Genomic DNA, 19,136 nt, shown 5'->3' with positions numbered 1-19,136 from the left:
GTGTTAATCACTCATTTGGATGGAGTCTTCACCGCCAGTTTGATAGTGCTGCCTTGGGTGTGGGCAGCTGATTAGACTCAGCACAGACTTTTAAATCTTTGTGAGGACACGCAGATGAGCTTGAGCTTTTCCGGCCGGGTTGCCCTGGTCACCGGTGGTGCTGCTGGTATTGGCCGTGCTACCGCACTAGCATTCGCCAACGAAGGTCTGCAAGTGGTGGTGTCCGATGTCGATGTGGCAGGCGGTGAGGGCACGGTTGCGTTGATCCGTGAAGCCGGCGGCGATGCGCTGTTCGTGCGCTGTGACGTGACCCGCGATGCTGAGGTCAAGGTACTGATGGAGCGTACGCTGGGGGCCTACGGTCGTCTGGATTACGCCTTCAACAATGCCGGCATCGAGATTGAGAAAGGCAAGCTGGCCGAAGGCAGTGAAAGCGAATTCGATGCGATCATGGGCGTTAACGTCAAAGGCGTGTGGCTGTGCATGAAACATCAGATTCCATTGCTGCTGGCTCAGGGCGGTGGCGCCATCGTCAACACCTCGTCGGTGGCTGGCTTAGGTGCGGCGCCGAAGATGAGTATTTATTCAGCGTCCAAGCATGCAGTCATTGGTCTGACTAAGTCCGCTGCAATCGAATACGCAAAGAAGAAAGTACGCATCAACGCTGTTTGCCCAGCGGTGATCGACACTGCTATGTTCCGCCGCGCCTATGAAGCTGACCCGAAAAAGGGCGAGTTTGCGGCGGCCATGCACCCGGTCGGGCGTATCGGTAAGGTCGAAGAAATTGCCACCGCCGTGCTGTACTTGTGCTGCGATAACGCAGCCTTCACCACCGGCCATGCACTAGCGGTGGATGGTGGTGCAACGGCGATCTGATCTGCAGATGCGGCGATAAAAAAGGTGCCTCTATGGCACCTTTTTGCATATAGGGTTCCCCGGTCGGCTGATTGGCCGCTAAAGTCAGTGCGAGCATCGTCATGCGCTCGCCAGAATCGTTACGCTGTCCCGATCCCGGAGTAGAACAATAATGACTGCTGATCCGTTACTGACCCTGTTTCTTCCTCTGGCCCTGGGCATCATCATGCTCGGCCTGGGCTTGTCATTGACCCTAGCGGATTTCGCCCGCGTGGTGAAACTGCCTAAACCGGTGTTTATCGGCCTCAGCTGCCAGCTGGTGCTGCTGCCTTTGGTGTGCTTTTTTCTGGCCAAGGCGTTTGGTTTGGAGCCGGCGCTGGCCGTTGGTCTGATGCTGTTGGCCGCCTCGCCAGGCGGTACCACCGCGAATCTTTATAGCCATTTGGCCCACGGTGATGTGGCGCTGAATATCACCCTGACGGCGGTTAACTCAGTGATCGCCGTGCTGACCATGCCGCTGATCGTCAACCTGTCGCTGGCCTATTTTATGGACGGTGATCAGGCACTGCCGCTGCAGTTCACTAAAGTGGTTCAAGTGTTTGCCATCGTGCTCGGCCCGGTGGCCATCGGTATGTGGATCCGCAGCCGTTTCGAAGGCTTTGCTGCACGCATGGAAAAGCCGGTGAAAATTATCTCAGCGCTGTTTTTGCTGATCATCATTCTGCTGGCTGTGGTTAAGGACTGGCAGACGTTCGTTGACTACGCGCCCTTAGTGGGCGGCGCGGCGCTGGCCTTCAATTTGATCAGCCTGGCGGTAGGCTATTGGGTGCCGCGCTTGTTGAAGCTGAGCTTGCGCCAGTCGATTGCCATCGGCATGGAAATCGGCATCCACAACGGCACCCTGGCGATTGCCTTGGCATTGAGCCCGATGCTGTTGAATAACCCGACCATGTCCATCCCGGCCGCCATCTACAGCATCATCATGTTCTTTACCGCAGGCGCGTTTGGCTGGTGGGTGAACTTTGCCCATGGCCAGGAGCTGAAGCGCAGCGAGTGACCAGCAGCTTTTAGCAGGCAGAAAAAAGCCGGTCACGCGACCGGCTTTTTGTTGCCTCGATATTAGTGCAGGGGCAGTTCAACGCCTTCAAACAGTTCTTCCAACTCAATCTTGTTGTGGCATTGCACGGCTTTGGCCATGACATCGCGGGTCAGGTGTGGGGCGAATTTTTCGATAAAGTCGCACATGAAGCCACGCAAGAAGGTGCCACGACGGAAGCCGATCTTGGTCACGCTGGATTCGAATAGGTCGCCAGCATCCAGCACCACTAGGTCGGGGTCGAGCTTGGCATCGACGGCCATCATAGCCACGATGCCTACGCCGAGGCCTAGGCGAACGTAAGTCTTGATCACGTCAGCATCGGCGGCAGTGAACACCACTTTTGGCGTTAGGCCACGATGGCTAAAGGCTTCATCGAGCTTGGAGCGGCCGGTAAAACCGAATACGTAGGTGACGATAGAATACTCAGCCAGTGCTTCCAGCGTCAGCTTCGGCAGCTTGGTCAGCGGATGGCCCTGTGGCACCACCACGCAGCGGTTCCAGCGGTAGCAGGGCATCATGATCAGGTCGTTGAACAGCTCCAGGCCTTCTGTGGCAATGGCGAAATCAACCGTGCCATCGGCGGCCATTTCGGCAATCTGCATCGGCGTGCCCTGGTGCATGTGCAGCGACACATCCGGGTACTGCTTGATAAACGCGCTGATCACCGGCGGTAGGGCATAACGCGCTTGGGTGTGGGTGGTGGCAATCGACAAGGTGCCTTTTTTCTCGTTGGAGAATTCCTGAGCAATCTGCTTGATGCTTTCAACCTTGCGCAGGATCTCGCCGGCGGTGTTGATGATGCGCTCGCCGGCTGGGGTGATGCGGGTCAGGTGTTTACCGCTGCGGGCGAATACTTCCACGCCCAGTTCGTCCTCCAGTAAGCGAATTTGCTTACTGATGCCAGGCTGCGAGGTGTAGAGACTTTGCGCCGTGGCAGAGACGTTGAGGTCGTGATGCGCGACTTCCCATATATAGCGCAATTGCTGAAGCTTCATAAAAATCCCTCAGTGCAGAAAGACAGCCGCTCAGGTCGCCGGCGTTTTATATAACCATAATGACTAGTTAAGCATTAAATCTAGACCAAAAAATTAATATTTGCTGCGCTTCTTTAAAGATCTCCGCGGCCGCGATGCTGCAGCATCGGCACCAGGTACACCGGTACTTCGGCCAATTGCACCAGGCGTGAAGCGGTGCGTCCCAGAGGTATGTCCATATCCGTGCCGTGGCTGTGGCTACCTAGGACCAGCAGGTCGACGCCCAGTTGCTGCGCTTCATCGAGTATCACCAGCGGTGGATCGCCCTGTACCACGCGTACCGCCTTGATCAGGTCAAGGTCATGCAAGGCTTCACCAATCTCATCACGAAAGCCTTCCAGCACGCGCTGCTCGATGCTCGCCATCACCGTGCTCAGGCCGTTGCTGCGCAGTTTCTTGAGCTGTGCTTCATCTAGATAAGTTTGTAAAACTGACTCGGCAAACAGGCCCATAGGCTCCACAGCGTGCACCACATACAGGCTGGCATTGAATGAGCGGGTCAGCTCAAGCGCATGCTGCAAGATATAGGGTGCATAAAGGCCAAGATCAGTGGCATAGAGAATCGAGCGAATCATGCGGCCTCCTTGACTGCCTGACTGGCGGGCCTGATTTGAGCTTAGCAGCGCAATGGGCAGGTCAATGATGCTCAGGGTCTTGAGGACGAATGGTTATATGCGCAAGTAAGCAGGGCAGCGGGGCGCAAGTGCCCCGCTTAGAGGGTAGGGTTAGAGCTGAGGTTCGTTGCTGATACCGTGCGGCACATGCCCGGTGGCGACCACTTCGCGGGCTTTTTCGCAGTGCCCGGCCTGGTCGTCGAAGAACACATCGGCACCGAAGGTTTCCAAAATCGCTGCTTTCTCCAGGCCACCAAGGAAGTAGGACTCATCCAAGCGAATATTCCATTCGCGCAGGGTGCGAATCACCCGTTCATGGGCTGGAGCCGAGCGCGCGGTAACCAAGGCGGTACGAATCGGGCATTGTTCTTCGGGAAACTCCTGCTGCAAACGGTGCAGGGCCGCGAGGAAGGGTTTGAAGGGGCCACCGCCGAGTAACTCACGGGCCGACTGGCGTTCGTGGCTCTGGAAGGCTTCCAGGCCACCCTGCTGATAGACCCGCTCGGCCTCATCGGAAAACAACACCGCATCGCCATCGAAGGCAATGCGCAGTTCATTACTGGCCGCCCGCCGCGCACCACCGGAGAGAATGGTCGCCGCACCAAAGCCGGCGCGCAGTGCGCTGCGCACATCTTCGGCATGGGTGGAGAGAAACAACTGGCAGCCGAATGCGGCGAGATAAGGGTCCGGGCTGCGCCCGCCAACAAAGGCGGCGCGGGAAATGCCTAAGCCATAGTGCTGAATCGAATTGAACGCGCGTAGGCCTGTGTCGGCACTGTTGCGCGACACCAGAATCACCTCGACCCGCTGTTGCTTAAGGGTGGCATTCAGCGCCAGCAGCTTTTCGACGAGGGGGAAGGCATCGCCGGGAGCGAGTATCTCGTCCTCATGCTCAATCTGGTATTGGCGATAAGCCGCGACGCCTTGGCTTTCATAAATCTGATGGCTATCGCGCAGGTCGAACAGCGCCCGCGAGGAAATCGCCAGTACCAGTTTGTCGCCTAATCCCTTGCTCATAACTGCTCCACTTTACGGTTGGCGTTGTTCGAGGTAACGCAGGGCTTGATAGAGCATCTCAGTGCGCGGCATGGCGCAGCCGACCTTGGCGGCGGCGGCCAGGGGCGCGGCATAAATAGCGTGCAACTCCAGCGGGCGTTGCAGGGCAAAGTCGTGGTACATGCTCGGCAGGTAATCCGGCATGCGTTCAGTGGCGGCCAGTAGCTTACCGGCAAACCCGGTGGGCAGCGGATAGCCGCAGGCGCCTGCAGCGTCCACCACCTCCTGCATGATCGCCTCAATCAGCGTACGGCTATCGGCATTACCCATCAATGCGGTGGTAGCGCTGTTCAGCAGTACGGCCAGGCCGTTATAGGGCACGTTCCACACTAATTTTTGCCAGCGCGCTTGGCTCAACTCAGCCATGGCCGTGGAGTCCAGCCCCGCCGTTTGAAACAAGCCGGTGCCTTGCTCAAGGATCAGCTGGCGACTCTCTGTATCCATCGCCGGGCCTGAGTGATAGCCGAGATTCACGCCGCCAAGGGCTTGGTGCTCGACCACTCCCGGCGCGCTGCGATGGGCGCAGATATAACAAAGGCCGCCGAGCAGGTGCAGCGAGTCGGGTAACAGCGGACGCAGTTCGTCTTCTACGCCCAGGCCGTTTTGCATCAGCACCACCTTGGCGCCCGGAGCCGCCGCCTGGCTGATGAGCGGCGCCAATTCGGTGTTACTGGTGGTCTTGGCCGCGACTAGAAGCCAGTCGCAGGGTGGCATATCGGCGACTGACTGGTATGCCTGCACCGGTTGCTCGTGCAAATTACCGTGCACAACACTGTTGACCCTTAGGCCTTCGCTGGCCACGGCAGTGAATTCACTGCGCAGAAGAAAGTGCACATCAAAACCGGCGCGGGCCAGCATCAGGCCATAAAAGCCGCCAATGGCGCCTGAGCCGATAATGCCAATACGGGATCCTGCAGTCATCAGGGAAGCTCCTCAGCTGGGCGCGACAGGGCAGTGTTCAGCGCCAGGGTTAATTCGGCGCTCAGCAAGCGAGCCTGCACAGCGCCATAAAATTGGCCGTCACGCACAGCAAATAATGCCGGCAGATGGAAGACCTCGTAACGCGTGACTAAACCACCATTATCGCCGGCATCGACCCACGCCAAGCGCTGCACGGGCAGGTCCAGCTTGGCCAATTCACGGCGCGCCCAACGGCAACTGGCACAACCTATGCTGGTGAATATCAGCAGTGAAGTGCCGGGCAGGTCGAGCAGGTAACGATCCGCATCTAAATCGGTGAGTTCCAGTTCAGTCACTATACTGCTCATATGTGATATCAAATTGATGGCATTCGAGGCCGTAACCGATGCGTCACTTTCTGCGTCATCCCAGTGATATGCCGGTGGAGTTGGTGTTGCGCAAACAGGCGTGTGTGCCCAAACAGCGGCTCAACAATATCAGCCTCGGTGGCGTGGCTTGCAACTCCAACCGTGCTTTTCGCCGTGGTACGGCGGTTGAAATGCGCATCCCGCTGTTCGGCGAACAGGCACGTTACCCGGGGCTGGTGGCGTGGTGCCGTAAACAGGGTGAGCATTATCTGGTGGGTATCGCCTTTATTGATGAGGACACCTTGTTTCGCGCCCGCATGGTCGAGCAGGTCTGCCACATCGAGCACTACCGCAAGCAGTGTGAGCAGCAGCAGGGCTGTAGCTTATCGATTGAGGCCGTGGCGCAAGAGTGGATCAGCCAACACGCTGCCGAGTTTTCCCGCGATAGTTTGAGTTAGTCAATCCAACCATCGGCACAGCTCAAGCCGCCATGCCCATTGTCGAGCCGTGCCTTTACGCGCTAAGGTTCGGCTTCCCCGCAGTGCTCCTATTGCTGTGCTCCGCCACACGGGGATCGCTGGCGGCCGGCACCCGTGACCTGATGACTCTGACTGATGAATAGCACGATGGCTGATTTACCGATTGATGACCTCAACGTTGCCTCCAACGACACCCTGATAACCCCTGCACAGCTCAAGCGTGAAATTCCGCTGACTGAAGCTGCACAGCGCACGGTTTCCAGCGGTCGTGAGGTAATCCGCAATATTCTCGATGGCAAGGATCATCGCCTGTTCGTGGTAGTCGGGCCGTGCTCGATCCACGACATCAAGGCCGCCCACGAGTATGCCGAGCGCCTTAAAGCACTGGCTGCCGAGGTATCGGACAGTCTGTATCTGGTCATGCGTGTGTATTTCGAGAAGCCGCGTACCACCGTGGGCTGGAAAGGCCTGATCAACGATCCGTTTATGGATGACTCGTTCAAGATTCAGGACGGGCTGCACATCGGTCGCCAGCTGCTGCTTGACCTGGCCGAAATGGGCCTGCCGACCGCCACCGAAGCCCTCGACCCGATCTCCCCGCAATACCTGCAGGATTTGATCAGCTGGTCGGCCATTGGTGCACGTACCACCGAATCGCAAACCCACCGCGAGATGGCCTCTGGTCTGTCTTCCTCGGTCGGTTTCAAGAACGGCACTGACGGCGGCCTGACCGTAGCGATCAATGCCTTGCAGTCGGTTTCCAGTCCGCATCGTTTCCTTGGTATCAACCAGGAAGGTGGCGTGTCCATCGTCACCACCAAGGGCAATGCCTACGGTCACGTGGTACTGCGCGGCGGCAACGGCAAACCGAACTATGATTCGGTGAGTGTTGCCGTGTGTGAGCAAGAACTGACCAAAGCCGGCATCCGCCCAAACATCATGGTCGACTGCAGCCACGCCAACTCCAATAAGGACCCGGCGCTGCAACCGCTGGTGATGGACAACGTCGCCAACCAGATTCTGGAAGGCAACCAATCCATCGTCGGCCTGATGGTCGAAAGCCACCTGGGTTGGGGCGCTCAGTCGATTCCCAAGGACTTGAGCCAGCTCAAGTACGGCGTATCCATCACCGACGCCTGCATCGACTGGGAAAGCACCGAGAAAACCCTGCGCGGCATGCACGCCAAGCTCAAAGACGTGTTGCCTAAGCGTCAGCGCGGCTGATTTAGCTAGCTGCAACAAAAACGGGCTTATGCGTGATGCATAAGCCCGTTTTTTTTGTGGCTGTGTTTGCGCTGGCTGATCAATGTTTCAGTGAGAGGGTGATCCGCGTGGGCGGAGCTTTTGCGGCGAGCCTTTAACGAGTCATGTCGCGGCTAATGCCCCTCCTGAATCAGTGTTGCTCTACTGCCTTCTTCGGCAGACCTGCGGGTGCATAAGTGCATTGCACTTGACCGTCCACTGACACCGCTTCGGGCCAGTTTTTTGAATTGGTTATGACCAGCGATTGCACTCGCCTGACTAATTAGCGGCGACGAAGTGAGGTGCTTCAATCATCCAGTGTTTACGAATGCTGGGTCGGTCGAGTCGGTACCTGCTTATTTTTCCAGCTGCTTGCGAATCGTTTTTAGCTCCTGCCGCCGCGCCGCGTTGACCGTCGGGTAACTCAACTTAAGACCTTGCAGTGCATCGAGCACGATCTGCGACACGATCAGCCGCGCGTTGTGCTTGTTGTCGGCTGGCACGATGAACCAGGGCGAGTCCGCCGTACTGGTTGCGCCCAGGGCATGGCCATAGGCTTGCATGTAGGCGTCCCAGTACTCGCGTTCGGCGATGTCGGCCGCGCTGAACTTCCAGTTCTTGTCGGGCTCATCAATGCGCGCCAGCAGGCGCTTACGCTGCTCCTCTTTCGACACGTGCAGGAACACCTTGATGATGCGCGTACCGTTGGCGTGCAAGTGTCTTTCCAGGTCAACGATTGAGCGGTAACGGCCGTGCCACACCGATTCGTCGGGCTCAGGGTCGGGCAGGTGCTCGCTGTGCAGCAGGCTTTTGTGCACGCGCACAATCAGCACTTCTTCGTAATACGAGCGGTTGAAGATGCCGATGCGCCCGCGCTCAGGCAGGTCGCGGGTGGTGCGCCAGAGGAAGTCGTGTTTGAGTTCGCGCGCACTCGGGTGCTGAAAGCTGAACACCTGGCAGCCTTGCGGGTTGATACCCGACATCACGTGACGGATGGCGCCGTCCTTGCCCGCGGTATCCATCGCCTGAAACACCAGTAATAAGGAATGGCGGTTAGACGCGTAGAGCATGCGTTGCTGGTCGCTTAAGCGATCAACGTGGCCTTGCAGCACTTTGTGGTACTTCTTCTTCGACTTGCACAGCGGTTTGACGTTGGTAGGCCAAAGGCCGAGGTCGACCGTATCGCCTTCGCGGAGTTTGTATGCAGTGGCGTCGATTTTCATGTGATGTCCTTTTTCGTCGCCGGGCAACCGTTGTGCTTCTCGCGTTAGCGGTCTAGCTCGATTGCTGGGTCGTAGGCGGGGGCGGCCTTCACTGCCTCACGGCTCAGGTCCACGGTCACGGTTCTGTCGGGCCAATGCACGCCACTGACCTGCTCCGGCGCGATGAGCACCTTGTGCCCGACCCACCAGTTGCTGGTATTGATCACCAGGTAGCGGATGGCCCAGCTTTCATCATCAATCAGAAACCCATCAACATGGCCCACTTCGCCATCGCTGGCGTGGATGTGGTAACCGATGACCGCCTGGCAACTGCGTAGGTGCGGATCGTCGTCACGATGGTTCGCCTGGTCGGCCATTGCGCTTTGTTCGTTGCTTTGTTCCAGCGCTACGTTGCCACCGGGCAGCACAGCGGAGCCGGGGTACAAGCCCATCGGCAGCATGCCGTTGCCCCACATCCCGGTGCCGCCCCAGTAATTGGGATAGCCGTAGTAGCCCATGTACTGCACCTCATGCTGCCGGGATACGGGCTTGTCGGTGTCGATGATGGGGCTGTGTTTGACTTGCTCCTGGGTGATCGCGACGTGAAGCTTGTTCGCCTCCCACTCGAGGCGGTTGATGGCAATGGGCGAGATCAGCACTTTGCGTTCTGCCAACCAACGCCCTGTGTCGACGATGAGGTAGCGGGTCGCCCAGGCGTGATCGTCGAAGTAGATATCCTTAACTTGGCCAATGTCGCCGTCGGCGGCGCTGATAACGCACTTCTCGATGTCTTTCTGGCTGTGCAACATGGGGAGTCTTCCTTTCGGGATGGCGACCACTGCGCATCAACAGGATGCGTGGGTGAATCGTGGGTGGCAGGGACGTCAGCGGGGCGAGGTGACAGCCGCCGGCGCTGATGTACGCGATGAGTTGGCGATGCAACCAATGTGCTGGCCGGCAGGGGCTGACGTCTGTTCGTTGGCGCACACACTGCGGTTGCGGCAAGGCAAAACCGGCATACAAATTCGGGTTCTGTTCGGCAACCGGCTGAACAAGTCCGAGCATCCTCCACGCTCTCTGTGCGCCAGCGAACAGACTCGAGCAGGTAGCGCGGGCAGGCTTTTGCTTTAGGTAGCGAAGGATGCCCCTGCGCATGCCGACCGTGCGGATACTGTTGGTTGGCATTACTTAGTAAGGGCCGTCTGCTTGTTTGGCTTGGTGACTCGCGCTCGTTATTCAAGGAGACGCAGCATGATGACGTTACTAAGCAATCTTCCTGATCATCTAGTGGGCGTCAGTGCTTCGGGTCAGATTTTTTTCAAATGCGCAGCGCGCCGATGCCGAGAAGTGGATTGCGGCCTAGAACCCATTCACGCCGCAGGCGCCATTGACCCCAGCGTCAACGCGAGATCCTGCCTTGCGGTGTGTCGGTCGGGCAGTGACCGCTGTGATGTCAGCCGCGCCTTGTTCATGGCTCCTCAGACCCGCCTAATAAGGAACAACGGCAAATGGTACTGACAGTTATCACCGCATCGATTCTCATCCTTCTCGGCACCGTCCTCGTTGCTGGGGGGGCCTGGCTTGCCACGCTTGGCGGCAGCTGGGCGTATGGCGTCGCGGGCATCGCCTTGGTGGCGTGCGGGATCTTGCTGGTTCGCCGCCGCCGCCGCGCATTGGCTGTGTATGCGGCACTGCTGGCGGCGATGGCAGTCTGGTCACTATGGGAGGTGGGGTTCGATCGCTGGGCGCTGATTCCCAGGGGCGCGCTGCTCGCCGTCGTCGGCTTATGGCTGTTGAGCCCATGGATCGACCGGACGCTGCAGGCAGTGCCGGTCTCACCGTCCTCTTCATGGCGCGGCCCGCGCGGCTGGTTGGCAGCCACCATGCTCAGCCTGGTCGCCATCGCGGCTATTTCGATTACGCGCGACCCCTTCGATGTAGCGGGCAGCCTGCCCGATTCAGCTGCCGCGGCGGCTGCAGCGCAAGGTCGCGCGGATACCCCTGACGCTGCGGGCGATGACTGGCCGGCCTATGGCGGAACTGGCCTTGGCCAGCGCTACTCGTCGCTGGCGGACATCACACCTGCCACGGTAAGCCGATTGGATCTCGCGTGGACCTTTCACACTGGCGAGACGCCGCGCCCGAGTGACCCGGTTGAACGCACTTTCGAGGTCACGCCGTTGAAGATTGGCGATCTGCTGTACTTGTGCAGCGTGCGGCAACACGCCATTGCGCTGGACGCCGCCACCGGGCAGGTGCGCTGGCGCTTCGATCCACAGATTGACGTGGGCCACAGCAGCCAGCATCTGACCTGCCGCGGCCTGGCCTATTTCGATAGCTCCGCCGGGACATCGCAAGCGCCTGCCAGCGCGCCGGATGCAGTTCAGCCGCCAACTTGTACCCGTCGCATCTTCTTGCCCACCATCGACGCGCGTCTGTTTGCGCTGGACGCGCTGACCGGCAAGCCCTGTCTCGAGTTTGGTGAACAAGGCGTGGTCGACCTCAACACGGGTATGCCGAACCTTCGTGCGGGTTCCTACATGCAGACCTCGCCACCCGTGGTGGCGGACGGTGTGGTGATTGTCGGTGGTGCAATCAACGACAACGCGTCGGTGCTCAACCCGTCCGGCGTGATCCGGGCGTTCGATGCGCGCAGCGGGAAGTTGGTATGGAACTTCGATCCAGGCCGTCCGGATGCTACCGCGCCACTGCTGCCGGGCCAGACCTATACCGCTGGTGCGCCGAACAACTGGGCACCGTCCAGCGTCGATGCGCAGCTCGGGCTGGTCTATATCGGGCTGGGCAACCGCTCGCCCGACCAACTGGGTGCGGGCCGTAGTAAGCAGGTCGAACGTTTCTCCAGTGCCCTCATCGCACTCGACGTGGCGAGTGGAAAACTGCGCTGGCTGTTCCAGACAGTGCACCACGACCTCTGGGACCGTGACGTGCCGTCGCAACCGTCATTGATTGACTTGACGATTGACGGCAAGCGGGTGCCCGCACTGGTCCTGCCCACCAAACAGGGCGACCTGTATGTGCTGGACCGTCGCAGCGGCCAGCCGATTCTGCCGGTGCGCGAGTTGCCGGCCCCGGCCAGCACGGTGCCCGGTGAGTTCGCCGCGCCGACACAACCCCATTCGTCGCTGAGCTTCATGCCAGCCGCTCTGACTGGCAAGGACATGTGGGGCGCAACGCCACTGGACCAACTTCTCTGCCGCATTGAGCTGCGCCGCATGGGTTATGACGGGTCCTACACGCCACCCGCGACGCGGCGCACGCTGGTGTATCCGGGCAACCTGGGGGTCTTTAACTGGGGCGGCGTGGCGGTCGACCCTGTGCGCCAGATCATGGTCGGCACACCGGCGTTCCTGGCCTTCACATTCGAGTTGATTGCCCGCCCCGATGCTACGGCGAATATCGTCAGCGCCGGCTCCAGCGAGCACTGGAACGAGAACCATGGTGCAGCTTACGCGGTGAAAATCGGCCCGTTCCTCTCGCCACTCGGCCTGCCGTGCCAAGCGCCGCCCTGGGGTGCGATTGCCGGGGTCGATCTACGCAGCGGTCAGCGCGCCTGGATGCACCGCCACGGCACCGTGCGCGATCAGATGCCGAGCGTACTTCCGATTCCTTTGCCGATGGGCGTGGCCAGCCTGGGCGGGCCCTTGATTACGGCCGGCGGGGTGGTGTTCTACAGCGGCACGCTGGACAACTACCTGCGCGCCTATGACGTGACGACCGGGCGCAAACTCTGGGAGAGTCGGCTGCCTGCAGGCGGCCAGGCGACCCCCATGACCTACCGCATCCATGGCAAGCAGATGGTTGTCGTCGCCGCGGGCGGCCATGGCTCATTTGGCACCACGCTGGGCGATACGGTCCTGGCTTACGAGCTGAAGTGAGGCTTCTTGAACGCACCGCTACGTCGGGAGTTATCAATCGCTCCGTCGCCGCTGTGTGTGTTGCCGTGCCGACACCTAAAGCACGTCCCGCCCGCCAAGGCTGCGCGGCGCAGTAAAGCAGTAAGGAGAACCAGCATGAAAGCACCGGTCACGCTTGCGCTGCTGGCACCGGTCGGCGTCTGCGCACAGCTCTCGAATAGCCAGATTTCAAGGCGCCCGTGCTGATTGATTAAAACCGGCGGCACGCCTCACCCCGAAATGGGGCGGGCAATCACTTACTGCGCGTTCGGTGTCTTAGTTGCCTTCGTCGTCAGCAGGATGCTGATGCCGATCGCTGCGGCCAGCAATGAACCGATGAGGATGGCCAATTGCGCTTCGCGCACGAAATGGCTGTCCTGAAACGCCAGGCTGCTGATGAACAGTGCCATGGTGAAGCCGATACCGGCCAGGAAGGCGGTGCCAATCAGCTGCCGCCAGGTCGAGCCTTCGGGCAGTTCGGCCAGCCCGCTCTTCACGGCCAGCCAGCTGGCCAGGCTGATGCCGAGCGATTTGCCGAGCACCAGTCCGACCATGATGCCCAGTGGCACAGCGGTGGGTAGCGTGCGCAACACCGCGGCGTCGATGGCGACCCCGGCATTAAACAAACCAAAAATCGGCAGGATGGCGTAGGTGACCCACGGCTGCCCCCCGTGCTCGAAACGCTGCAGCGGCGCGGTGGCTGCATCGAGGCTGCCGTCGAGCGCGCCTATGATGGCGACACGATCGGGATGCAGCGCGTCGGAGTCGTTATCGAGGTCCTGGGCTTCGATGTCGTCGGCGCCACGGTGGATGACCTCCGGCAGCGCACTCGGCAGGATTTTCACCCGTGCTGGCACAAACAATGCTGTCAGCACGCCGGCCAGTGTCGCGTGCAGACCGGACATGAAAAATCCGGCCCACAACCCCAGCCCGAGCAGCAGATAGATCGCGGCCCGGCGGGCCCCGAAGCGATTGGCCACCCACAGCCCGAGCAGCACGGCGACGATCACGGCGATGCCGCGCCAATCGATCGACGCGGTGTAGAAAATCGCAATGACCAACAGTGCGCCGAGGTCGTCGACGATGGCCAGTGCGACTAGAAAAACCTTCAGGGCTTCGGGAATACGCGAACCCAGCAAGGCCAGCGCACCGAGGGCAAAGGCGATGTCGGTGGCCATCGGAATGCCCCAGCCTTTGGCGCCTGCACCATCGAAATTGAACCCGGCATAGATCAATGCCGGCAGCACCATACCGCCCACAGCGGCCACGATGGGCAACATGGCCTTGCGGCGTTCGGCCAACTCACCGACGAGGAACTCGCGTTTGATTTCAAGGCCGACGCCGAAGAAAAAGATCGCCATCAGGCCGTCGTTGATCCAATGCAGCAGGTCCAGGCGCAACACCTGATTGCCGACGGCAATGCTCAGCGGAACGTGGAGCAACTGCTCGTAGGTCGATGCCCACGGCGAGTTGGCCCAGGCCAGTGCCAGAATGGCGCAGCCCAGCAGGACCAAGCCGCCGGACGCTTGCCGTTGTGCGAACAGCTGAAACGGCCGCACCACAAGGTCACCCGCGCGCTCAGCGGTCGTCTGATCGCGCAGCTCCTCGTCCCGCACCAAGCTATTCGGCTTCATGGTCGCAAGGGCAGGTGCAAGCTGCCTAACAAACGACTGTGCGGGGTGGGTCGCGGCAAATTAGCGTCTGTGCTGTTCATCCGCTAAGCCTATCGCGATCTGCGCGCATTGCACGGTGCGTTAGCGAACAGTCGAGTGTGCGCTGTCGTACAGACCCGCTCGCGCAAATTGGGCAGGCTGTATTTGAGTTGCATCCGCCAATTTCTGCTGGCTTTCAGCCCGGTCAGGGCAAAGATGATAGGTCGCAGCCGACAGCGCTGGTGTGCGCCCGTGAGCTCGATTGCCCCACCACCGGCTCGCAGATACCCGCGAAGGAATCGATATGAAGACCACTGAAACTCTACTCAGTAGCGAGCGCCTGTGACGCTGTCCGGCCGGCCCGCCGCATGGTGGGGGCTGACCAAGCAGGTCGCGAGTTCCTGGCTCGACGATTACGTGCCGAGCATGGGCGCCGCGCTGGCCTACTACACGATATTCTCGCTGGCGCCGCTGCTGCTGGTGGTGATTTCGATGGCTGGGCTGCTGTTCGGTGAAGACGCCGCTCGCGGTGAGATCCAGGCGCAGTTGCAGAACCTGATGGGTGAGCGCAGCGCTGGCGCGGTGCAGAGCCTGCTGGTCAGCGTGCGCGAGCCCGCCGAGGGGCTGACGGCCACCGTTGTGGGTTTGGTGCTGCTGTTCGTTGGCGCGACCACCGTGTTTACCGAACTGCAGAACGCCCTCGACCGGATTTGGCGGGTTCCGGAGGGGCTGCGCAAGACGGGTTGGTTCTCGCTCGTACGCGCCCGTCTGATGGCGTTCGGTATGGTGCTCGCATTAGGCTTCCTGCTCATTGTGTCGCTGGTCGCCAGTGCGCTGCTGGCTGCTGTGGGCCGCCAACTGGAACCGGTGCTGGGCACCTGGCAGACCGTGCTGGAGGCCGGCAATGCGCTCGGCGGTTTCCTGCTGGTGGCGTTGATGTTCGGCCTGATCTACAAGATCATGCCGCGCCAGCGTGTCCTAGCGTCTGATGTGTGGCTCGGCGCATTGCTCGCGGCTTTGCTCTTCACTGGGGGCAAGGTGGTGATCGGCGCTTACATTGGCCGCAGCGACGTCGCGTCGGGCTTTGGCGCGGCTGGCTCGTTAGTGGTGGTCCTGCTCTGGGTGTACTTTTCAGCGCAGATCCTGCTGGTAGGCGCAGAGTTCACCTGCGTCTACGCCCGCACGTTCGGTTCGCGAAAAGATATCGACTGATCGCTGCCAACGCCGTTGCCGATTTCCATGTGGTGCCCGGCCAACAATGAGCGGTCGGCGACGAGACGCGCCGTTGCGTCAGCTGCGAACATTGCGCAGAGCAAGCGTCGCCGCGGCGAAGCGCACCTCAACGGCGAGCACATCGTCCGCTTCCGGCACCGCTTCTCGCGCCCCTTTGACGATCATCCCGGCCTGGCGCTGAAGGCACGTCGCCTGCTGCTGGGAGCTCACATGACCCGCGATCTGGGCGATGGCATCAAGCATGCGGATGGCCACGGCCGGGTTCGATCGAGCGCTTTGCCTGATCTGGTTGAAGGCCGTATCAATAATGCCGGCAAACGTGGCACCCGATGCTACCAGCCGCAGCTGCCCGTGATCATCGAATCGATAAGGGGAGGGTATGTCGTGCTCGGCCAGACGGCACAGTGCCGATTCCAGCCGATCCACGCAGGCGACTGCCGTGAATGGGTCGTTGATACCCGGTGACAACGCACGCAAGGCGATTTCGACCAACTGCTGGAGGGAGAACTCGACATCCTGTGCGGCACTGCGCTGGTTGCCCAGCACAAAGGCGGCGTTCAATTTGCCCGCAAGGGTTTCAGTCACGCGATCCCCGGGCCAGACCATCAGCATCGCTCTGCCCTTGGCGAGGTAGTGCCCAGGCCGGCGCTCCAGTCGCAGCAAGAGATCTTCTTTGCAGGCCAACGTCATCAGGGCGTCAGCATCGATCATCTGGATATAGCCGTCTGCAAGGGCACCCACAGGGCATGCCTGGCGTGCGAAATCGGTTGGCAGCTTGGCTTCGCTGGTCTCTCCTGAAACGTCGGCCCCAGGGTTGCCAAGGTCAGCGGGAAACAACCTGTCGATACCGTCAGCGAGTTCCCGGCCGACCCGAGCCACGACCTGATCCGCCTGTATCGAGACCGAGATGTGGTGGATGAAGTAGATCAGCACGCCAACGCTGACAATGGCCAGCAATACACCGATGCTGATAGAGAGATGAGGCACGAATGCCACTTCGTCGGCGCGCCGGATGGTGCGTAGCACCAGCAGGCAGTACAAAAACGTGGCGACGAAGGTGCCCAGCACCACCTGGTTGGCGGTGTCGCGCATGAAGTTGCGCAGCAGGCGCGGGCCCAACTGAGACGAGGCGAGCGAGAGCGCCACCAGTGTCATCGAGAACACCGTCCCGGCGATGGCGATCATCGACCCCGCCACGGTGCCCAATAGCAGGCTGGCGCCCTCAGCACCCCCCGAGTAACTCCAGCCTAATAGCTGCAGCCAGTCGTTAGTAACGGTCTTGTCGAGACCGACGGCGCATAAGGCCAATGCCACGGCTAGGAACGCCATGGTCGCTGGCACGAACCATAAACTGGATCTAAGTCGATACCAGTATTTCTGCAACAAAGTTTTCACGACGCCTCATTTCAACTCGACAGCTTCGAACTAAGCGCCCAAACAGGCGCTGAACAAGCCTTTTCTACCCTGTAAGTTTTCGAACCGAAGTTAGCTGTTCGTCCTTCTATATCGTGCCAAGCCTTTCTTTCAGGGGGCGCGGCATCTCATGCACGGACCGCGCGCAGCATCGCCGCGAACTCGTGGAGCGTCTCGCTGCCGCTGGCCTCGGCTGTCTTCAGCCAAGCCTGCAAGTCGGCTACACGTTGTGCGCCGGAGGCGTCCGAGGGCGTCCACAGCGGTCGCAGTTGTTCGCGCATCGTGACCAGCTCTTTGAGTGTCGGGCTTTGCTGAATCGCGCTCGACGCCTGCCGCTGCTGGCTGATCGGGATATGGCGCGCGTCTCGGTGCAGCCAGCGGCGCGCGCTGCGCAGGTCCGCACGCTTGAGCGAGTGCCCTCCCTCGCGTAAGCGCAGCCATTCGGCAAGGGCCGCGCGGCGCACACGCCTTGCATAATTCGCCATCAGCTCGTAGCGGTTCGCAATGATTGCGTTGAGCATGGTCGCATCCACCACCGGCCGCGCGGAACCAAGCCGCAACTGCGGGCGGACCCGGCGCACAGTGGCCAGCCCGAGCATTTCGAGGCCGCGGATGTAGGCCCAACCGAGGTCGAACTCATAGCGCCGTACCGACAGCTTCGCCGACGTCGGATAGGTGTGATGGTTGTTGTGCAGCTCCTCGCCGCCGATCAGGATGCCCACGGCACAATATTGCGGCTTGCATCGGCGAGTTCGAAGTTGCGATACCCCCACCAGTGGCCGATGCCGTTGACGATGCCAGCGGCGGTGATCGGGATCCAGAGCATCTGCACTGCCCAAACGGTTGCGCCGATCGCGCCAAATGCCAGCAGATCGATCACCAGCATTAAACCGACGCCGTAAAAACTGTGCGGCGTATAGAGTTTTCGCTCGATCCAGTCGTTGGGTGTGCCGGCTCCGTACTGCTCAAGCATCTGGCGGTCCTTCGCGGCGGCCGCATACAACTCGCTGCCGCGCAGCAGCACGGCTGAGATGCCACGGGTCTGAGGGCTGTGCGGATCTTCGGGTGTCTCGCAGGCGGCGTGGTGTTTTCTATGCACCGCCACCCATTCGCGCGTCACGATGCCGGTGGTGAGCCAGAGCCAGCACCTGAAAAAATGTGAAGCCAGTGGTCGCAGTTCGACCGAGCGATGCGCCTGGCTACGGTGCAGAAAGATCGTGATCGCAGCGATCGTGATGTGCGTTGTCACCAGCGTATAAGCGACGATCTGCCAACCGCTAAAACCAATAAGGCCATGCGCAAGCCAGTCGAATAAAACGTCTTGCAGTGTGGTCAGCAGTTCGCTCATGAGCATTGGGATGTCTCCATGAATAGCCTGGGGTCGGCCGGCACCGCACTAGCAGGCTGTTGAAAAACCACCTACGTGGCCGATACTTCGTTAAAAACGACCTGCTACTGGGTCGAGCGGACCGCCATTTCAACCTCGCTGACCGTGGCCTCGTTCGGCGCGCCCTCGACGCGTGCGATGACCTTGCCCTGCGCGTCGAGCACGAATACGAATGCCTTGGCACTGTCGCGCGGGATGTTCAAAGCGCTTTCAAGGCTCGCCTCGTTCAAGATCCAGGTCTGGTCCTGGTAGCGCCGCGGAATTTTTTCCTTGGCCCGGCTGATCGCGTCTTCCTCGCTCATGAAGAACGGCAGGTCGATCGCCAGCACGTCGCGGATCCGCACCGCGCTCTGGTCAACGTTCTTACGCAAGGCTTCGGCCCACAGGCGGGTGTGTTTGGCGGCGTCCGTGCTCGGCGTGACGATCAGGATCGTCGGCTGGCCGATCAACTGGGCGGCGCTGACTTTTTCCCCCGTCAGCGCGGTTGCCGTAAAATCGGGGATCGGGCTGTTCGAGAGCTGTGCCCAGGCGTTAACAGGCAACAGCAGCGCAAATGTGAGCGTGATAGCTGTTTTCATGGCAGTTTTCCTGAGAGGTCGGACTGCACTGCGCAGCCTCTAATCAGATTTCAGCCTACGCAGGACCTGCTTGGGTTGTCGGTACGGCAACACACACAGTGGCTGCGCAA

Annotated in this window: 18 protein-coding genes; 6 read left to right on the top strand and 12 right to left on the bottom strand. The window is 60.3% G+C overall.

Features of this window, described 5'->3' with window-relative positions:
• The first annotated feature begins 114 nt into the window (after positions 1–114).
• Together BMZ32_RS13045 and BMZ32_RS13040 are read left to right on the top strand one after the other, a co-directional pair.
• Positions 115–876: an SDR family oxidoreductase gene (locus tag BMZ32_RS13045; RefSeq protein WP_090242644.1), complete on the top strand. Its 762-nt coding sequence runs from the start codon at positions 115–117 to the stop codon at positions 874–876.
• Positions 877–1,027: 151 nt separating this feature from the next.
• Complete coding sequence (locus BMZ32_RS13040) at positions 1,028–1,912, top strand: bile acid:sodium symporter family protein (protein WP_090242643.1); 885 nt, start codon at positions 1,028–1,030, stop codon at positions 1,910–1,912.
• Positions 1,913–1,974: 62 nt separating this feature from the next.
• Here the strand turns inward: BMZ32_RS13040 and cysB are convergent, their stop codons facing one another.
• The 5 genes from cysB to BMZ32_RS13015 form a co-directional block, all read right to left on the bottom strand.
• Positions 1,975–2,949, bottom strand: a complete 975-nt coding sequence (cysB, locus tag BMZ32_RS13035; protein ID WP_090242641.1) for an HTH-type transcriptional regulator CysB — start codon at positions 2,947–2,949, stop codon at positions 1,975–1,977.
• A 113-nt stretch (positions 2,950–3,062) separates the two neighbouring features.
• Entirely contained in the window at positions 3,063–3,563 is a 501-nt protein-coding gene (locus BMZ32_RS13030; RefSeq protein WP_090242639.1) for a universal stress protein, read from the bottom strand.
• Between the two features lie 150 nt (positions 3,564–3,713).
• Positions 3,714–4,619: a 5'-nucleotidase gene (locus BMZ32_RS13025; protein WP_090242638.1), complete on the bottom strand. Its 906-nt coding sequence runs from the start codon at positions 4,617–4,619 to the stop codon at positions 3,714–3,716.
• A 12-nt stretch (positions 4,620–4,631) separates the two neighbouring features.
• The gene (locus BMZ32_RS13020) at positions 4,632–5,579 is read right to left on the bottom strand and encodes a putative 2-dehydropantoate 2-reductase (protein ID WP_090242636.1); all 948 of its coding nucleotides are present in this window, start codon (positions 5,577–5,579) and stop codon (positions 4,632–4,634) included.
• Positions 5,579–5,926: a YbbN family protein gene (locus BMZ32_RS13015; protein ID WP_090242634.1), complete on the bottom strand. Its 348-nt coding sequence runs from the start codon at positions 5,924–5,926 to the stop codon at positions 5,579–5,581. Before BMZ32_RS13015 ends, BMZ32_RS13020 begins: the two co-directional genes overlap by 1 nt.
• 38 nt (positions 5,927–5,964) lie before the next feature.
• Between BMZ32_RS13015 and BMZ32_RS13010 the strand changes: the two genes are divergently transcribed.
• Positions 5,965–6,384: a PilZ domain-containing protein gene (locus BMZ32_RS13010; RefSeq protein WP_090242632.1), complete on the top strand. Its 420-nt coding sequence runs from the start codon at positions 5,965–5,967 to the stop codon at positions 6,382–6,384.
• Between the two features lie 168 nt (positions 6,385–6,552).
• Positions 6,553–7,629 carry a 3-deoxy-7-phosphoheptulonate synthase gene (locus BMZ32_RS13005; protein ID WP_167376757.1) on the top strand — a complete coding sequence of 359 codons (1,077 nt, stop codon included), beginning with the start codon at positions 6,553–6,555 and terminating at the stop codon, positions 7,627–7,629.
• 374 nt (positions 7,630–8,003) lie between these two features.
• On the opposite strand, the gene BMZ32_RS13000 is transcribed toward BMZ32_RS13005, so the two are convergent.
• Positions 8,004–8,870 (bottom strand): ADP-polyphosphate phosphotransferase, encoded by an 867-nt coding sequence (locus tag BMZ32_RS13000; RefSeq protein WP_090242628.1) that lies wholly within the window; start codon positions 8,868–8,870, stop codon positions 8,004–8,006.
• A gap of 44 nt (positions 8,871–8,914) precedes the next feature.
• Complete coding sequence (locus BMZ32_RS12995; protein ID WP_090242626.1) at positions 8,915–9,658, bottom strand: PRC-barrel domain-containing protein; 744 nt, start codon at positions 9,656–9,658, stop codon at positions 8,915–8,917.
• A gap of 699 nt (positions 9,659–10,357) precedes the next feature.
• On the opposite strand from BMZ32_RS12995, the gene BMZ32_RS12985 reads away from it, so the two are divergent.
• On the top strand, positions 10,358–12,745 hold the full coding sequence (locus BMZ32_RS12985) for a membrane-bound PQQ-dependent dehydrogenase, glucose/quinate/shikimate family (RefSeq protein WP_090242622.1): 2,388 nt from the start codon (positions 10,358–10,360) through the stop codon (positions 12,743–12,745).
• 275 nt (positions 12,746–13,020) lie between these two features.
• Here BMZ32_RS12985 and nhaA read toward each other — a convergent pair whose 3' ends face one another.
• Positions 13,021–14,379, bottom strand: a complete 1,359-nt coding sequence (gene nhaA / locus BMZ32_RS12980) for a Na+/H+ antiporter NhaA (RefSeq protein ID WP_244153989.1) — start codon at positions 14,377–14,379, stop codon at positions 13,021–13,023.
• Between the two features lie 378 nt (positions 14,380–14,757).
• Between nhaA and BMZ32_RS12975 the strand changes: the two genes are divergently transcribed.
• Complete coding sequence (locus BMZ32_RS12975; RefSeq protein WP_208598718.1) at positions 14,758–15,627, top strand: YihY/virulence factor BrkB family protein; 870 nt, start codon at positions 14,758–14,760, stop codon at positions 15,625–15,627.
• Between the two features lie 78 nt (positions 15,628–15,705).
• On the opposite strand, the gene BMZ32_RS12970 is transcribed toward BMZ32_RS12975, so the two are convergent.
• The 4 genes from BMZ32_RS12970 to BMZ32_RS12960 form a co-directional block, all read right to left on the bottom strand.
• The gene (locus BMZ32_RS12970) at positions 15,706–17,043 is read right to left on the bottom strand and encodes a DUF2254 domain-containing protein (protein ID WP_090242620.1); all 1,338 of its coding nucleotides are present in this window, start codon (positions 17,041–17,043) and stop codon (positions 15,706–15,708) included.
• 146 nt (positions 17,044–17,189) lie between these two features.
• On the bottom strand, positions 17,190–17,783 hold the full coding sequence (locus BMZ32_RS19675; RefSeq protein WP_341863135.1) for a DesA/ISL3 alpha bundle tail domain-containing protein: 594 nt from the start codon (positions 17,781–17,783) through the stop codon (positions 17,190–17,192).
• On the bottom strand, positions 17,771–18,409 hold the full coding sequence (locus BMZ32_RS19670; protein WP_341863132.1) for a fatty acid desaturase: 639 nt from the start codon (positions 18,407–18,409) through the stop codon (positions 17,771–17,773). Before BMZ32_RS19670 ends, BMZ32_RS19675 begins: the two co-directional genes overlap by 13 nt.
• Positions 18,410–18,513: 104 nt before the next feature.
• Positions 18,514–19,026, bottom strand: coding sequence for a hypothetical protein (locus BMZ32_RS12960; RefSeq protein WP_090242619.1), 513 nt, complete (start codon positions 19,024–19,026; stop codon positions 18,514–18,516).
• Positions 19,027–19,136: the final 110 nt, after the last annotated feature.

Origin of the sequence: Pseudomonas guineae, from assembly GCF_900113745.1 — a bacterium.
In the GTDB taxonomy this organism is placed as follows: Bacteria; Pseudomonadota; Gammaproteobacteria; order Pseudomonadales; family Pseudomonadaceae; genus Aquipseudomonas; species Aquipseudomonas guineae.
Note: the sequence above shows the minus strand (reverse complement) of the source record. Positions and strands in the feature narration are given on the sequence as shown.

Bases quoted from the DNA above. Each gene is read 5' to 3' on its own strand.
- BMZ32_RS13025 (WP_090242638.1), bottom strand. From the start codon at position 4,619: ATGAGCAAGGGATTAGGCGACAAACTGGTACTGGCGATTTCCTCGCGG.
- BMZ32_RS12960 (WP_090242619.1), bottom strand. From the start codon at position 19,026: ATGAAAACAGCTATCACGCTCACATTTGCGCTGCTGTTGCCTGTTAAC.
- BMZ32_RS13030 (WP_090242639.1), bottom strand. From the start codon at position 3,563: ATGATTCGCTCGATTCTCTATGCCACTGATCTTGGCCTTTATGCACCC.
- BMZ32_RS12985 (WP_090242622.1), top strand. From the start codon at position 10,358: ATGGTACTGACAGTTATCACCGCATCGATTCTCATCCTTCTCGGCACC.
- BMZ32_RS19670 (WP_341863132.1), bottom strand. From the start codon at position 18,409: ATGAGCGAACTGCTGACCACACTGCAAGACGTTTTATTCGACTGGCTT.
- BMZ32_RS13045 (WP_090242644.1), top strand. From the start codon at position 115: ATGAGCTTGAGCTTTTCCGGCCGGGTTGCCCTGGTCACCGGTGGTGCT.
- BMZ32_RS13015 (WP_090242634.1), bottom strand. From the start codon at position 5,926: ATGAGCAGTATAGTGACTGAACTGGAACTCACCGATTTAGATGCGGAT.
- BMZ32_RS13040 (WP_090242643.1), top strand. From the start codon at position 1,028: ATGACTGCTGATCCGTTACTGACCCTGTTTCTTCCTCTGGCCCTGGGC.
- BMZ32_RS13010 (WP_090242632.1), top strand. From the start codon at position 5,965: ATGCGTCACTTTCTGCGTCATCCCAGTGATATGCCGGTGGAGTTGGTG.
- BMZ32_RS13005 (WP_167376757.1), top strand. From the start codon at position 6,553: ATGGCTGATTTACCGATTGATGACCTCAACGTTGCCTCCAACGACACC.
- BMZ32_RS13000 (WP_090242628.1), bottom strand. From the start codon at position 8,870: ATGAAAATCGACGCCACTGCATACAAACTCCGCGAAGGCGATACGGTC.
- BMZ32_RS12995 (WP_090242626.1), bottom strand. From the start codon at position 9,658: ATGTTGCACAGCCAGAAAGACATCGAGAAGTGCGTTATCAGCGCCGCC.
- BMZ32_RS13020 (WP_090242636.1), bottom strand. From the start codon at position 5,579: ATGACTGCAGGATCCCGTATTGGCATTATCGGCTCAGGCGCCATTGGC.
- cysB (WP_090242641.1), bottom strand. From the start codon at position 2,949: ATGAAGCTTCAGCAATTGCGCTATATATGGGAAGTCGCGCATCACGAC.